Source organism: Stappia albiluteola (genome assembly GCF_014050225.1).
Classification (GTDB): Bacteria; Pseudomonadota; Alphaproteobacteria; order Rhizobiales; family Stappiaceae; genus Hongsoonwoonella; species Hongsoonwoonella albiluteola.
In genome coordinates, this window is the sequence record NZ_JACFXV010000006.1 from 1 (window position 1) to 13,804 (window position 13,804).

10 protein-coding genes and 4 pseudogenes are annotated in these 13,804 nt (G+C 61.4%); 9 read left to right on the top strand and 5 right to left on the bottom strand.

Annotated elements, in window-relative coordinates:
• Positions 1 to 449: 449 nt before the first annotated feature.
• Positions 450 to 911, top strand: a complete 462-nt coding sequence (locus tag H2509_RS00015; RefSeq protein ID WP_182161029.1) for a hypothetical protein — start codon at positions 450 to 452, stop codon at positions 909 to 911.
• Between the two features lie 100 nt (positions 912 to 1,011).
• Here the strand turns inward: H2509_RS00015 and H2509_RS00020 are convergent.
• From H2509_RS00020 to H2509_RS21220, 3 pseudogenes are all read right to left on the bottom strand, one after another.
• Positions 1,012 to 1,521: pseudogene (locus tag H2509_RS00020) on the bottom strand (transposase); the annotation flags it as partial.
• Positions 1,522 to 1,635: 114 nt separating this feature from the next.
• A pseudogene (locus H2509_RS00025) lies at positions 1,636 to 2,482 on the bottom strand (IS701 family transposase); the annotation flags it as partial.
• Positions 2,483 to 2,852: 370 nt separating this feature from the next.
• A pseudogene (locus tag H2509_RS21220) lies at positions 2,853 to 3,215 on the bottom strand (transposase); the annotation flags it as partial.
• On the opposite strand from H2509_RS21220, the pseudogene H2509_RS20830 reads away from it, so the two are divergent.
• Positions 3,210 to 3,707, top strand: a pseudogene (locus H2509_RS20830) (tyrosine-type recombinase/integrase); the annotation flags it as partial. The pseudogenes H2509_RS21220 and H2509_RS20830 sit on opposite strands and share 6 nt — an antisense overlap.
• A 446-nt stretch (positions 3,708 to 4,153) precedes the next feature.
• Here H2509_RS20830 and H2509_RS20835 read toward each other — a convergent pair.
• Together H2509_RS20835 and H2509_RS00045 are read right to left on the bottom strand one after the other, a co-directional pair.
• Positions 4,154 to 4,300, bottom strand: a complete 147-nt coding sequence (locus H2509_RS20835; RefSeq protein ID WP_182161218.1) for a MerR family transcriptional regulator — start codon at positions 4,298 to 4,300, stop codon at positions 4,154 to 4,156.
• 1,224 nt (positions 4,301 to 5,524) lie between these two features.
• Positions 5,525 to 6,148: an RNA polymerase sigma factor gene (locus tag H2509_RS00045; RefSeq protein ID WP_182161032.1), complete on the bottom strand. Its 624-nt coding sequence runs from the start codon at positions 6,146 to 6,148 to the stop codon at positions 5,525 to 5,527.
• A gap of 223 nt (positions 6,149 to 6,371) precedes the next feature.
• On the opposite strand from H2509_RS00045, the gene H2509_RS00050 reads away from it, so the two are divergent.
• From H2509_RS00050 to H2509_RS20715, 7 genes are all read left to right on the top strand, one after another.
• Complete coding sequence (locus H2509_RS00050) at positions 6,372 to 7,103, top strand: hypothetical protein (protein WP_182161034.1); 732 nt, start codon at positions 6,372 to 6,374, stop codon at positions 7,101 to 7,103.
• Positions 7,104 to 7,158: 55 nt separating this feature from the next.
• Positions 7,159 to 8,982: a DUF3141 domain-containing protein gene (locus H2509_RS00055; protein ID WP_182161036.1), complete on the top strand. Its 1,824-nt coding sequence runs from the start codon at positions 7,159 to 7,161 to the stop codon at positions 8,980 to 8,982.
• A 367-nt stretch (positions 8,983 to 9,349) separates the two neighbouring features.
• Positions 9,350 to 10,063, top strand: coding sequence for a HoxN/HupN/NixA family nickel/cobalt transporter (locus tag H2509_RS00060; protein WP_209001700.1), 714 nt, complete (start codon positions 9,350 to 9,352; stop codon positions 10,061 to 10,063).
• A gap of 266 nt (positions 10,064 to 10,329) precedes the next feature.
• Positions 10,330 to 10,530 (top strand): DUF1269 domain-containing protein, encoded by a 201-nt coding sequence (locus tag H2509_RS21120; protein ID WP_182161038.1) that lies wholly within the window; start codon positions 10,330 to 10,332, stop codon positions 10,528 to 10,530.
• A 51-nt stretch (positions 10,531 to 10,581) separates the two neighbouring features.
• Complete coding sequence (locus H2509_RS00070) at positions 10,582 to 10,812, top strand: hypothetical protein (RefSeq protein ID WP_182161040.1); 231 nt, start codon at positions 10,582 to 10,584, stop codon at positions 10,810 to 10,812.
• 1,537 nt (positions 10,813 to 12,349) lie between these two features.
• Positions 12,350 to 12,790: a hypothetical protein gene (locus tag H2509_RS00075; RefSeq protein ID WP_182161042.1), complete on the top strand. Its 441-nt coding sequence runs from the start codon at positions 12,350 to 12,352 to the stop codon at positions 12,788 to 12,790.
• 399 nt (positions 12,791 to 13,189) lie between these two features.
• Positions 13,190 to 13,762: an EF-hand domain-containing protein gene (locus H2509_RS20715; protein WP_209001701.1), complete on the top strand. Its 573-nt coding sequence runs from the start codon at positions 13,190 to 13,192 to the stop codon at positions 13,760 to 13,762.
• Positions 13,763 to 13,804: the final 42 nt, after the last annotated feature.

The following is a 13,804-nucleotide window of genomic DNA, read 5'->3' on the forward strand; positions in this document are numbered from 1 at the left end:
GCCCCCGCAACCACTTTCATTATAACTCCATAGAATGCAAGATATAACAATCACTTAGATCGGCGAAGTTGGCATTCGCCATTTTAGGGTGGTCAGGCGAGCTGAGAGGCTGGTTTGGCTAGCATCCAGAGGATCTGCGGCTCGCGACGCTTGTCTACTTCCATGTCCGACCACCTCCTTCTTCCACCATCTTGCAGAGCAGGGGCTATTCCAGCGCTGGTGCATGAGCGCGGGTGCTTGGGCTAAAGGTAGCCGCATAACCTGCTGAGTGGGGAAAGTAAAGCGTAAGCGACAGACGCTTGTTTCTTCAAGTCTACTGCGAGCAACGGCTGACGTCCAACGAGATCCTGACCAATGCAGAGGTAGCCAGGATCGAATTGCATTGCATCGCTCTTGCCGAGCGGAATTAGAACGCTTTCATCGAAGCTCTAATATGCGTACTTTAAGCTATGGAAGATCTCCATCCCTTGGCCCCGAACCATCTGCCGGCCTTTGTCACTGAGCCTGGGCGGACTGACGTGCTGTTCGTGGCGATGGGAGTGTTCGTGCTATTTTTCGTCGTCGGCATTGGCGTCTTTTATTTCAAGCTTCATGCACTACCCGAGCATATGGCGAAGCGCGGCCAGAAGATCCAGTTCGAGATTGTCTGCGTGCTCGCGCTGCTCGCAATGTTCACACATAATCACGCGTATTGGATTGCAGCGCTCCTTCTTGCACTCGTTCCATTGCCGGATTTCACGACCCCGCTCACATCGATGGCACGCTCTCTCAGCCGGATCGCCAAGGGTTATTTCGAGGACGAGCCGCCAATATTTCGCGGGCCAGAATTGCGCGACCGGTCGAGTATAAAACCGGCACCGACTGATGAGGCGACGGAAACGCCGTCTGCCAAGGTCCAAGATGCGGATTGACCCGACGGGGTGGATGGCTTCCGCTCCAGGCATCGCAATGTGCCAAAGTGTGACTGTCGAAAGTTACATGAGGGTGGGCGGTCCATAGGGAAGATTAGCACTACTTTGGCAGATTTTTTGGCTGAGAGGGTTCTGCGGCAGTGGGGGCGGCTGCGCGAGCGCGGTGAGGATGGCTTGCCTGACGGCGGGTAGGCTCGGTTGGGGCGGCGGGCCGAGGATTCTTTTTTCCCCCTGCCGCTTGTTTGAGGCGGCGAGATTGCAGGAAGGCATAGGCGATCATCGTCATCAGCGCGTGTCGGTGCAGGCCTGTCCATGAGCGTCCCTCGAAGTGGTCGAGGCCAAGTTCCTCCTTGAGCTGCTGATGCGCCTGTTCGCAGATCCAGCGCGCCTTGATGGCGCCTGCGATCTGCTTGAGCGGGGTGTCGGCGGGCAAGTTGGAGAGGTAGTATTTGCGCTCGCCGGTCGAGCGGTGCTCTCCGATCACCCAGACCTCCTCGCCGGGCAAATGCTGGGCGCCCATGTCGCGGATGCGCTGGGGCGGGCCATCAGCAACCCGAGCACGGACAGCGGCGAAGCGCGCCGAGAGGCGGCCTTTGGTGCCACGCCGCTAGATCACGATGAGATTGGATCGGCGCGATCCAATCTCATAAAACGTGATCGATCCTATATATTTAGAGCGGAATTTTAGGCGAAAACCGCTCACACTTTTCGCCATCCCGCTCTAGCTGACCGTCCGCCATGTTGCCGCCTCCAGCATCGCCTGCGCGGTGATCGACGTCACGTCGGGGATATGCCGCCGGCGCGGGCGGCCGCGTCCGGCAACGGGGAGGATCATCGCCACGTCGGCGGGATAAACCTTCTGCTTGAACGGGATGCCGACGGCCCAGGTGAGGCCGCGCGCAGTCAGTGCTTGCCGGAAGGGGGCGCTCAAGCCATATCCGGCATCGGCAAGCACGCAGCCAAAGCGTAAGCCGGCTGAGCGAGCCCGGTCGATCTCGGCCAGGGCGATCTCGGGCTTGGTCCTGAAGGCGCGATGGTCCTCGGGCACACCGGCACGATCGAGCCGGGCGGCATCGCAAGTCCAGCTCTCGGGCAGAAACAGCCGCAGCCCCACCATGACCGGCACTTCGCCACAGGCCAGCGTCAGCGACACCAGCGTCTGGCAGTTGGCGTTCTTGCCGGGCGCCGAGGCATATTGCGGCGCCACACCGACCGAGTGGCGCCCCTTCTTGGGCAGCGCGGTGTCGTCCACGATCAGCCACGCATCGTTCCCGCCAACCTGTCTGTCGGCCTCCGCGAGCAGCACCTTCTCCAGCGGCGCAGCATCCCGCACGCCGCTCGCGATGAAGTGGTGCAACTGGTCATAGCCGACGCCTGCGGCGCGCGCCGCCATCGGTTGGACACTCTTGCGATCCCCAACGCCAATCAACCCTGCAATATAGGCCGGACACATCCGCGCACGCGTCTTGTGCCGCAGTGCCACAACAAACGGCTCGAGCCAGCGCTCCAGATCGACTTGCCAGTCCCTGTTCATGGCCGGCCCCTCCAACAGCCGACTTCTCATGAATCACCGAAAACGCCTCTTGGGAATCGGGAGGGTTCTGTGAGGTCGCGCAGGGATGCACTGGCGACCGAACGCCGTGCGCGACCTCATCGAAGCCGGATTGAACTGGCCCGCTGACGCTGGCACGGCGCTATGGATTTAGTGCTGCGGCGTTTGATCGTGGTGCGCCGGTATTGATGGCGCATGCCGCTGCGGCAAGGGCGATGCCGCGCTGCGGCGGCGTCCGGCGCTGGTGTTGCGGGGCCACCGCGGTCTTGAGCGCGGCTTTGGCAGAGCCAAAACCGGAGCGGGATCACATAGGGAACACAGGCCCCTGTCGCACCGACTTGGGCCGGTGCGACAGGGCTGTCGGGACCAATGGGCGCGGCGGCGTGCACTCATGACGTGCCGGGCCATGGTCGCGCCGGCGGCAGCCTGGCGGTGATGCGCAGGATGCCGCCGCAGCAGGGACAAACGGTCGGATCGAAGGGGGCGCGCTGACAACTTTCCGCGCGGCGGCGTTGCGGCGGGGCATCGGCCAGCAATCGCCTGATGACGGCGAGCCGGGCGCGGCGGATGCCGTTGGCGAGGAAGCCGTAATGGCGGATGCGGTGGAAGCCATCGGGCAGGCAGTGGAGCAGGAAGCGGCGGATGAACTCGTGCGGTGCCAGCGTCATGGAGCGCGGTGCGTTGCCGTAACGGTAGTCGCGCCAGCGGAAGGTCACGCCGGTGTCGTCGGCGCTGACGAGGCGGCTGTCCGCGCCTTCCAGATGCATTTGATCTCGACCGGCATCTCGTGGCCGGCGCTGAACCAGATTGTGTGCGCCCTGCGGTTCTTCTACGGCGTGATGCTCGGGGAGGCGATGATGCCTGAGCGGATCCCCTACGCGCGGGAGCCCCGCAAGCTTCCGGTGGTGTTGAGCGCCGACGAAGTCGTCCCCTTCCTTAAGGCGGTGCCCAGTCTCAAGAGCCGTGCCGCACTGACCACCGTCTGCGCAGCGGGGCTCAGGACCTCGGATGTGGTCAGCCTGCGCATCGAGCACATTGACAGCGACCGCGGCATATTTGCGGTGCGCGGCGGCAAAGGCGGCAAGGACCGTGACGTAATGCTGTCGCCGCAACTGCTGGGCATTCTGCGAACCTATTGGCGTCTCGCCCGACCGCCGCGCTATCTCTTTCCGGGTCGCGACGATGACCATTCCTTCTCGCCGACTGTGCTACATGCTGCGTGCTGCTCGGCGGCAAAGGTGGCCCCAAAGCGAGTTGAAGAAGATCAAGGCGACGCTCACCGCAATCGCCCAGACGCCATAGAGGAGGCCGATTGCGGCCAGCGACATACAGATGCCGTTGAACACAAAGGCGAGCGCGACTTTCTGCATTACTTTGCGATAGGCGTGCCGGCTGAGCTCGCAGGCGATTGTCACTGCGCTCAGCCGGTATCAGAGGATGATGATGTCGGCCGAATCAATGGCTATGTCGGCACGTTTTCGCCCGGCAGGACGCCGGCACGACGCGCACGGCCTCCGGTCGGACGGTGTCGGCCAGAATCGTCTGGTCGCTGACCTTAGCCCGGCCCCCTTGCCCGGATTTGCGTCGCATTACTCGGCTTCCGGTGGCGCGACGTCCCGCTCGAAGCGTCCCTCACCAATGTCGGTGACGCGCATGAACTGCGTGCCAGTCCTGCCGCCACACCAGCGTCTCAACCAGGTTGTCGCACTATAGTCTTACGATCATAGTGACGGCAGCCGCCGTCACGGACCCTGGGCGGCTGCGCTGTCAGCCCGTCCCGCTCGCAAAAGCGAATGGTCTCCACGTCAACACTTACCTTTTCGGCGGCGCGGGCAATGGTCGTTAGATTTGCCTTGGCCTCTCATCTTCCAGAGAAATTTAAACTTCGTAAATATAGTATGGAGTCAACAAGTGAGAATGCCAGCCGAGGCAATCCGACCAAATTTCCCCAAGGTCAATCGCCGTGTCGTTCCATGCAATTGCGCCTTACGACTCCACGCCGGCCAAGCCCAGTGCTATTCTTGCCAGACAGAGAATGCAGGGAGGATGGCTATGCACGCGCATTCCCTGATGGCTATAGCGCTAATTGCAACAAGCGCAAATGCTGCGGAACCGATAATCTTCCACACGTCCCACTTTCCGGACCTGACCATCGTTGATCTCAGCCTACTCACCCGCGAGCTTTCCACCGTCGCCGGGTACGATATCGATGTCACCATAGGACTCACGGAGGTGGGCAGCGATGGTGCACCAAGCTACCGCGATCGCGGCAGGCATCATGCAAGCGTGCGATGCGGAACTCCCGCACGCATATTGGTCGGCGGTACCGACTACGCTATCCATCTGGCGTCGTCATGGCATGATGCCAACGATTGGAAGCGAGATCTCTGGCGAGCGGTGTGCACGGCGCCGACCTCCTGAAACTGCCCGTGCCGGATGGTGCACTGGGAATTGCAAAAGGTCAGAAAATCCGGTTGGCCGTTGCAACGCTCGGACATCAGTCACGATATTGGCAATCGCGGCTTTGGGGACGGGCGCATGTCGCCGAACTTCCAATGGTGTTGGCGCACATCACGCGTGGCGAAGAGAAACAACGCGGCGCCGACATGATGCGCGACTCTCGGTCGGTCGCGTCCGGAGGGCGGATGGTGAGTCGTCGCTTCATTGTCGTTTCACTCCCCTGTCCGACAGTGATTACACCTCTCCGGCTCTCAGCAGCCGTAGCGAAGACACGCACCAGTTCCTCGGCCAGATCCTAGCAGCTGCCAGCGGGCAGATACGTGCAATTAGCCCGGTCGACGCCAACCGCCTTGGCTGCTTGGGCGAAGCTGTGACCTTCTTCCTCTACGAAGTGGAAGACCTCCCGCGCAAGCTCCACATCGAGATGGCCGAGCCGCCTAGCGCAATCACCGCTCAGGCGGTACAAGAGGCCTGTGATTGCGAGTCCGGCGGCGGTTGGCTTCGGCAGTCTTGGGTGCGTGAGTGGGCTCCCAGACTGGCGTGTGGTGCAGCGTTCAGGGAAAGGACAATGTCCGACGCACGACATTGCAGCGCGCCGCGCTCAGACGGCGGCGGGCCGGCAATGGCTGCCGTCTCTGGCGTTCTCACAGCCTACGGACTGGCAGGAGCAATCAGCGAAATCATCGCGGCAGCAGGGGCCGCAATGTTCGAGCAACGCCTCGCGCAGGGCGGCCCGAGCACGATGCAGCCGCACCGCGAGGGCGCCGCTGGTCAAACCCAGTTCCGCGGCCAGCGCGCTGCGGTTGGCCTCCCCGAAATCCACCTGGCGCAGAAGATCGGCTTCCGAGGGGCGCAATCTGGATATCAATCCGATAACGCATCGACAGAATTCGCTCATCTGCTCGGATTCCTCGGCCCCGGGCCCAGGCTCACGCGTTAGGGCGTCGACCAGCCTGCCGCGTCGCGCTGACTTGCGGCGATGATCCGTCAACGTCGAGCGAAGGATTGCAAAGAGCCAGGCGTCCATCCGTTCGACCCGACGCAACTGGCCTTTGCGCGCCAGAACCCGGATGCAAAAATCCTGTAGGACATCCTCAGCGTCGGCACGGTCCCTGAGCCGTCGCATCAGGAAAGCCAGAAAAGCCTCGCGCCCTCGGGTGAGCGCCGCCTCGAGCGAAGGCCCAACGTTGCGGGTGCCGTCTGCGTCGGTCCTGTCGATCTTCATCGGGCCCTATCCGATCTTGGCAGGTGGAAGAATGTAGCGTCGCTGGGTTGCAGGTTATTCGCCTTGATCTGGATCAACCAGTCGTAATTGTCCGTAAGCCCTGTAACCACTTGGCCAGCCCACCAACTCCTTTGAAAAAGAAGGTGCCTACCCTGCGCACTATCGCGTTGGGCGTCGCGTCACGTCTGTCCTGCTGGCGGCGCTGGCCATTACCGACAACAACGTGCTGATCCGGGAGGCCGCGGAACCGGTCGGTCCGCTGATGGCGATGGCAACGCAGATACAGATCGATGGATTGCGGCTGGTCGTCGGCGGGCTGGGGTTCGAAGACCGCTGTGCTGTGGCCTTCACGCCGCAGTTCTTGGTCATCCCCGCCGAACTCGCCCGGATCATGTCGTCACTCGCCTACTTGTTGTGGACCGACATTGTGCGCACACCTGAACTTGGCGGAAACACGTTCGCGTTCCTCGTGCCCGCGTACGATTTGGCGATGACGCTGCGTCTTCGGCGAAACACTCAACTGGTTCTCCTCGGGAATCGTCGTTGCCCTCGCGGGCATCGCCCTGATCACTTCCCGATTCACGGATACTGCATCGAGTGCGGGCACCGGGAGAAATCCACCCTGCCGATGCGTCTGCTGCCGGAGCAACGAATTCGAACCTCAAGCGTCTTGCCAAAAGGCGCCGGAGCAAATGCCAGTATCGGCGATGCCATAGGAGCACATACCATGGCAGTTAGGACAGAAATGCGGCGCATCGCGCTCATTCCCATTCAGGCGCTCGGCTGGAGCTTCGGGATGTTTTTCGCGATAACCTACACGACGGGTATGCTCGTCGAATTCGTTTTCCAGGGCCTGATGATAACGAGTTCCTGGGCGCTGCTCTTGCCCCAGATTAAAGGGATTAGCCTTGCATGCTATGCGCAATGCGTCATTGAGACGCTGATTTACGGCTAGTTCGTGATGCTAATCTTTGGTCCCTTATTCAATCTTTTGCTGAAAGGAAACTGAGATGGCCTCGGCAAATCCGTCGCGCCAATCGAAAAGGCCAACTGCTTCGCGGCTGGCGGCAGATCAAGAAACATCGCCGCTGCCGGCACATCAGGTTTCGCAACCTGTACTGCCGGGCCCGACGGTCCAAGCCCCGACGAAACCCTTTCTACTGGACCTCGTAGAGCGCACCGTGCTGTTCCTAGATGTGCTTCGTGAACGCGCCGACAACATGATCGCGCACGAACGTCAGGGCATGCCGCCGCTTCTGGATTTCAAATACGAAACCATCCTCGACGCTCGCCATTTCGAAACACCGGCTAACTACGCGCTCCTACGCATCACCGAAGTTGGCGACGACTGCTGGGACGATTGCGTCGATCCGGGCAAGGCGCCGGTGATCGTCGTTGATCCGCGCGCCGGCCACGGCCCCGGCATTGGCGGCTTCAAGCGCGACAGCGAAGTCGGCATGGCGCTGCATGAGGGCCACGCGGTTTATTTCGTGGTCTTCTTTCCCGAGCCGATGTCCGGCCAGACGCTGGCCGATGTCCACCATGCGCTGCGCCGCTTCGTGGCCGAGGTCGCCCGCCGCCATCCTAGCCTACCGCCGGTGCTTTATGGCAACTGTCAGGCGGGCTGGGCGGTGACGCTGCTCGCCGCCGATTGCGTCGGACTCACTGGGCCGGTGGTGCTGAACGGCTCGCCGCTCAGTTACTGGGCCGGTGTGGCGGACGTTCATCCAATGCGGGTGATGGGTGCGCTAACCGGCGGAGCTTGGGCTGCTCACATGGTGGCCGACCTCGGCGACGGGCGCTTTGATGGCGCGTGGCTGGCGCAGAACTTCGAGAACCTGCAGCCTGAAAAGGCAATCTGGGAAAAATATGCCAGCCTCTTCACTCACGTCGACACAGAGGCTGAGCGGTTTCTCGACTTCGAACGCTGGTGGAATGGTTTCTACACACTCAGCCGTGAAGAAATTCTTGAGATCACTGAGAACCTCTTCATCGGCAACCAACTTGAATCCGGCGAAATGCACATCTGCGAGGATTGCAGCGTTGATCTGCGGCGCATCCGCAATTCGATGGTGGTCTTCGCCTCGGTGGGCGATAATATTACCCCACCGGAACAGGCGCTGGGCTGGATCGCGCGACTTTACCCCGACAGCGCGGCGCTAAAGGAAGCGGGCAAGCGCATTGTCTATTTGATCAATCCCCATATCGGGCATCTCGGTATCTTCGTCTCTGCCTCGATAGCGCGGCTCGAACACCGGGCGATCCTGGAAAGCCTGGACGAGATCGAGGCACTGGCACCGGGGCTCTACGAGATGAAGATCGACAACCCCTCTGGCGATCCCGACTGCCATAAGCCCGGTTTCGCGGTGCGCTTCGAGGCGCGCGAGGTCTCCGATCTGGGCATTAGCCCGGCAGGTTCGGAACTTCAGCGAGTGGCGCAATCCTCGCGCCTCGGCGATGCAACCTACGACCTTCTCTGGGGTCCCTGGATCAGGGCGCTTACGACGCCGGCGAGCGCGGCTGCATTGCGCTTGCTGCATCCAATGCGCTGGAGCCGCCTGATGTTCTCTGAACGCTACAATCCCTGGATGGGTGCGATTCGGGCGGTAGCCGAGGCCATCCGCCCGAACCGGGTGCCCCTACCCAACAGCGACCCGAGACTGCGTGCCGAGCGCGCGCTCATTGAGACGACCAGTGCGGCTATAGGCGACTGGCGGCGGGCGCGCGATGCTGGGATGGCCCTGACCTTCCGCGCCCTCTACGGGAATGGCTTCGGCGTCATAGCACCAAAAGACAAGGAGCGAGTGATCATGTGGTGGCTTACTGAAAACTGAGTCTGAATCCTCCCAATCGGCGGGATGCTGGTGATGAATTTCTTCGGGAACGCAAGCTGCGGACATGGCGATCGTGGCCGCTAGTACCAGCCCGCGGACGAGGTTGAGGTACATAGCCTTCGCGACGACGCTTGAAACCGTCAGATCCATGCGCGACACCGGTCCGCGCTTCCTAAGAAGACGAACCGGGACAGCCGGAAGGAACTGTGACATGAAGACCTTGATCGCCATTTAGCAAGCGGCGATATGCCTGCGGAGGTTCGCATTACCGTTGTCGGCATAGGGAAAATCGAGCGACTCGCGAAAGTGGGCCGCAGAGTTGGGCTCGCAAAGGCAAGAATGCTGCGGATTCGCTGAGGGTAGTATCATGGACAATGTTCTGCTACTGGGCTTTCTCGTCGGAATGGGCCACGCGCTTGAAGCCGACCATCTGGCGGCGGTGGGCGCACTCTCGACCCATGGCAGCGTGCGCCGGCATATGGCACTGCGCGGCTTTGCCTGGGGGCTTGGGCACACGCTTACGCTCTTTGCCATATGCACTGCGGTGATCGTGTTCGCGGTGGCGCTCACGCCGGAGCGGGCCGCCGCACTGGAGTTTGCGGTCGGGGCCATGCTGATCTTGCTGGCCGCCGGTGTGCTTTGGCGGCTCTGGCGCACACGGATCCATTTCCACGTGCACAGCCATGATGACGGGCGTCGCCACATCCATGCCCATAGCCACCGTATCGCCGAGATTCCCCATTCGCGTGATCGCCATGCGCATATCCATGCGCATTTTCCGCTGTCTGCGCTTCTAGTCGGCCTCGTTCACGGTGCCGCAGGTTCGGCCGGTTTACTGGCGTTGGCAGTCTCTACTGTCAATGACCCCTACGTCGCCCTCTCCTATATACTGATTTTCGGCTTGGGCTCGATGGTCGGCATGGCCACGCTGACCACTGTCGCGGCCTGGCCGCTCGGGGCGATGGAACGCGGGGCCGGCTGGCTGCATTCCGGCACGATGATGGCCGTCGCCGCGGTGGCTGCCTGGTTAGGTTTCTCGACTCTGACCCAAACCTGGGCACTCGCCGCGGGGGCGTTTTGATGCAGGCGCATAAATTTGCCTAATCGATTTCGACCAACTTGAGGGAACCGAGCGCTGTCGGAAGTGTCAGAGGCCGGGTTTCTTCACTTGCGCGGGGCCGGTCCGCGCTTCCCCACAAGACGAACAGGGACAACTAGAAGGAATATTTACGGGAAGATCCTGATCGCCGTCATCTACAAGCATCGGCCAGACTCCGCCACGGCGATACCGAACGGCTTCACGGTCCCGAAGAGGAATATACCATCGACCTCGCCGACGCCGTGATCGTGCGCCAAAGCGAGAAGGGCAGGCCGCGACTTCAGTACTCGGTTGGCCAAACCTCGTCAGGCGCCTGGAGTGGCGGTTTCTGGGGCTTCCTGATCGGCGTCTTCTTTGGTCCACTTGGCTCGGTGTCGGGTGGCGAGGGAGGCGCCGGTATTGGCGCACTTTCCGGCTACCTGACCGGCTACGGGATCAACGACGACTAAATCTGCGCGGTGAGCAAGAGAAGGTCGAGCCTTTGCTATCAGGCGCCGTTTATGCTGGCACGCTCGATGGCGACGGACACTGGAATCGCCGCGGTCGAAGGTGCCGCCCACGTCGCCCTCGGGCTGAAGGCGCCGGTGGTACTGACCTCGCGTGCCGAAACGATGCCCGCGCGGCTTGGTTCGATCGCGCTCGCCGCGTGGTTCCGCCCGAGGGAACGCGACACCGGATCGCGCGCCCAGCATCGCCAAGCCGGTTCACGTCTGCTGTGGCGGCGGGGGTGATACGGTGCATTGAAGCAAGATCGTGGCAATAAATGTCAAAACGTCAGGAATGGGCGTGCCGAACACCGATGGTGTAGGTCGACGCGACTTTGCCCATTATGCCGCCACTGGCGCCGGTGCGGTCGTACGGCCGCGTATCAGTTCGAAAAATCCTTCGGACGACGTCGCCAGCGCCGTCAGGATTGAGGTGGATCGCTCCGCGATGGGGACCGGCTGGCGGATCGCGATGAAGAGTCAGGGCATACCATCGTTGTCTTGAGGCGTTCGCCTACCGCAATCCAGGCAGCCCGCTCGGCACCATTCGAAGACTTGCCGAGCCGTTCGATATCATCAAAGAAAACCCGAACGCGACAGCCTACAAACTGGCGCTGGACGAAAACCGTAAGCCGGTTGACGCGAGCGAAAGGCTCAAAGTGATCTGGGCCTGCAATCACCTGGGCTGCATCCGTCCTGGCTGAACGCGCCCGCTATTGGCGACATCGGCCGATTGGTTCTGCTCCTCTTGCCGCACGGACTACGACCCTTCAAGGCGCATCCCGAAAGAAGGAACCCAATAGCAAGGGAAGTTTCTTACGTGGCCATGGCCAACAGGGTGCATTCTCACGTGCCAATCGGTCTGCTTGTCGGCTTCGTGGGCGGGTTGGCCAAAATCATCTGCGTTTCGGTCTATGTCGCCGGAATGGGGGTCAACGCCGCAAAACGTCGCGCGCGGCGGAGCAGAGGCGCTCGGCGTCCGCGGTGGCCCGAATACGCTGTCGTTGGGTGTCGCCGTCCGCCTAGCCTTAGCCGGATCACTGGACATTACAGTTGCTCTGCGGGCCCTGCCTATCCCTCGGCGCTTTCGGTGTTCCGACCTTGCGCTGGTCCTCGTGGCGCTGAGCGAGGACTGGGCTTTCGATTTCCTGCTGCAGGTTCTTAGCCCTGATTTAGTGACGATGGGGCCGATGTCCATCAGCTACGTCTCGAAGCTGCTGTTCGGGCCAAGCCCGAAGGGAGAGAGCCAAAATCCGCCGTGTCCCGAAGAGGTATGGCAAGAACCGCCCATCTTGGCGTCGCGAAATCTTGAAAGGGGTCGCTCTTTCCTGCGGTTTCGCTCCAAAATCTGAGCAATTTTTGCTTATACCGCACGCCAAATCCTGAATGTCGACCGGCCCTAGGCCATCTGGGGCGATGATCGAGCGACACGAATGGTAAAGGGTAAATGGACAGGCCATGAAAGTCAAAGATGTGATGATTACCGCCGTTTTCTCCATGAAGCGTACCCGACGCCCGGACTTGCGATCGAGCTGCGGTCACCGCTGAAAATAGCCGCGCAGGAGAACGCTGTAAGCGCGACCCCAAGGTCGCACAGAATTGCCCCAAGGTCGATCAGGAAACCGGCGAATGGACGGCTCCGCCGAGGATGGAAAAGAGTGGCGTCTGCAGCAAATCTCACGCGAAATGCCATGGAATTGAAAGGATGGGATCAGCAAGTCGGCCTTGATGGGAACAACTCTTTCCTCGGTCGTGATCCGATCGCCCTTCGTAATGTGGCAATTTGAAAATCGTCCTTGTTGACTTGGATCAAGGCATTCGGACGGCACCATGGATTGAATTACAATGGAATGAGGAGTCCGACGTGTTTCGTTTTCGCCTGCAGCCTTCGCTTTCCTCGGTGATCGGCGCCATCGCGCTGATCGCCGCGATGATGGCTGCAGGTGCGGGTGGGCTTATCCCTGCGCACGGCTTCGCCGACGAGATTCTGGGACAAGTCGTCATTCTGGCCGATGCCGACAATACAGGACAACCGGATACCGACAAATCGCATGGTGCGGCATTCGGGCATTGCCTGACAGGCGTGAACTGCATGATGGCCGTCCAGACTGCGTCCGCCGCTCTGGACATACCCAAGCCGGCTCGTTTGTCATCGACAATCGTCCAGCGCGTTATGGTCCCATCACGGATTTACGGGTTCTTCCGCCCGCCACGGCGCGGCTGATGCCGCGCCGCACGCGCAGCTCTTGAACGAGCTCGCGCCCTTCCTTCGACAAGACGGATCGTTAGCGACGCATTGCTTGTAATGCGACGCCCTGATCGGCGTCTACAGGTTGGTTCCTCAAGGAAGGACACCAGACATGGACAAGACAGTATCCATCCCGACCGATGGCCGGCGCGCAACCTCCCGCCTGCTGGAAAGCTGCTGCAATGGTGCGGCAGGCCCCGGGAAGGCGCGTCCGGCAGAAGCCGAAAAAGCCGTGCCGGCCAAACCTGCGCCGGCGCCGACCCAAGGCGGTTGCGGGTGTAGCCATCGCTGACCCGGATGCGCCGGGGCGCTGCACTGTTTACTGCAGTTCGCCCCGCCATCTGAACAGCAAAACAGCAATGAAGGACGTATCCAATGAAAACGATCACGACACTCGCTACCGCGCTCGCTCTATCCCTTGCGGCGCCGGGCTTCGCCCTGGCCAACAGCCATCACGGGCACGGCGCCCAGAAAGCGGCCGGGGACTATACCAGCCCGATGGGCGGCCAGGCCGGCATGATGCAGGGCATGATGCGCATGATGATGCCGATGATGATGCAGATGCACGGCCAGACAATGGGCGGCGCCATGACGGGTGTCGGTCCCGAGGGAAGCATGGCCATGATGGATGGCGCGATGATGCTCATGATGATGGGCGGCGACACGATTGGCGCCTCTTCGCCCAACGCCGTACGGTCAGCCATGCTCGCGCGGCTTGCCGAGTTTGACGCCGACAAGGACGGCAGCCTATCGCTCTCGGAATTCGAGGTGCTGCACGCCGCGGTGACACGCGAGACCACAGTCGATCGGTTCCAGCATCTCGACGCCGACGGCGACGGCCGCATTACCGAGGTCGAAATGGCTGCCCTCGCCAAGCGCGTGGAGATGCGGGGAAAGATGAAGGACTTGTCGGAGAAAGAGGATTCCGGAGAGCCCGCCAAAAACTGATGAGCCAGGCACTTCCGGTCCGCTGCAACTGCGGTGGCGGAC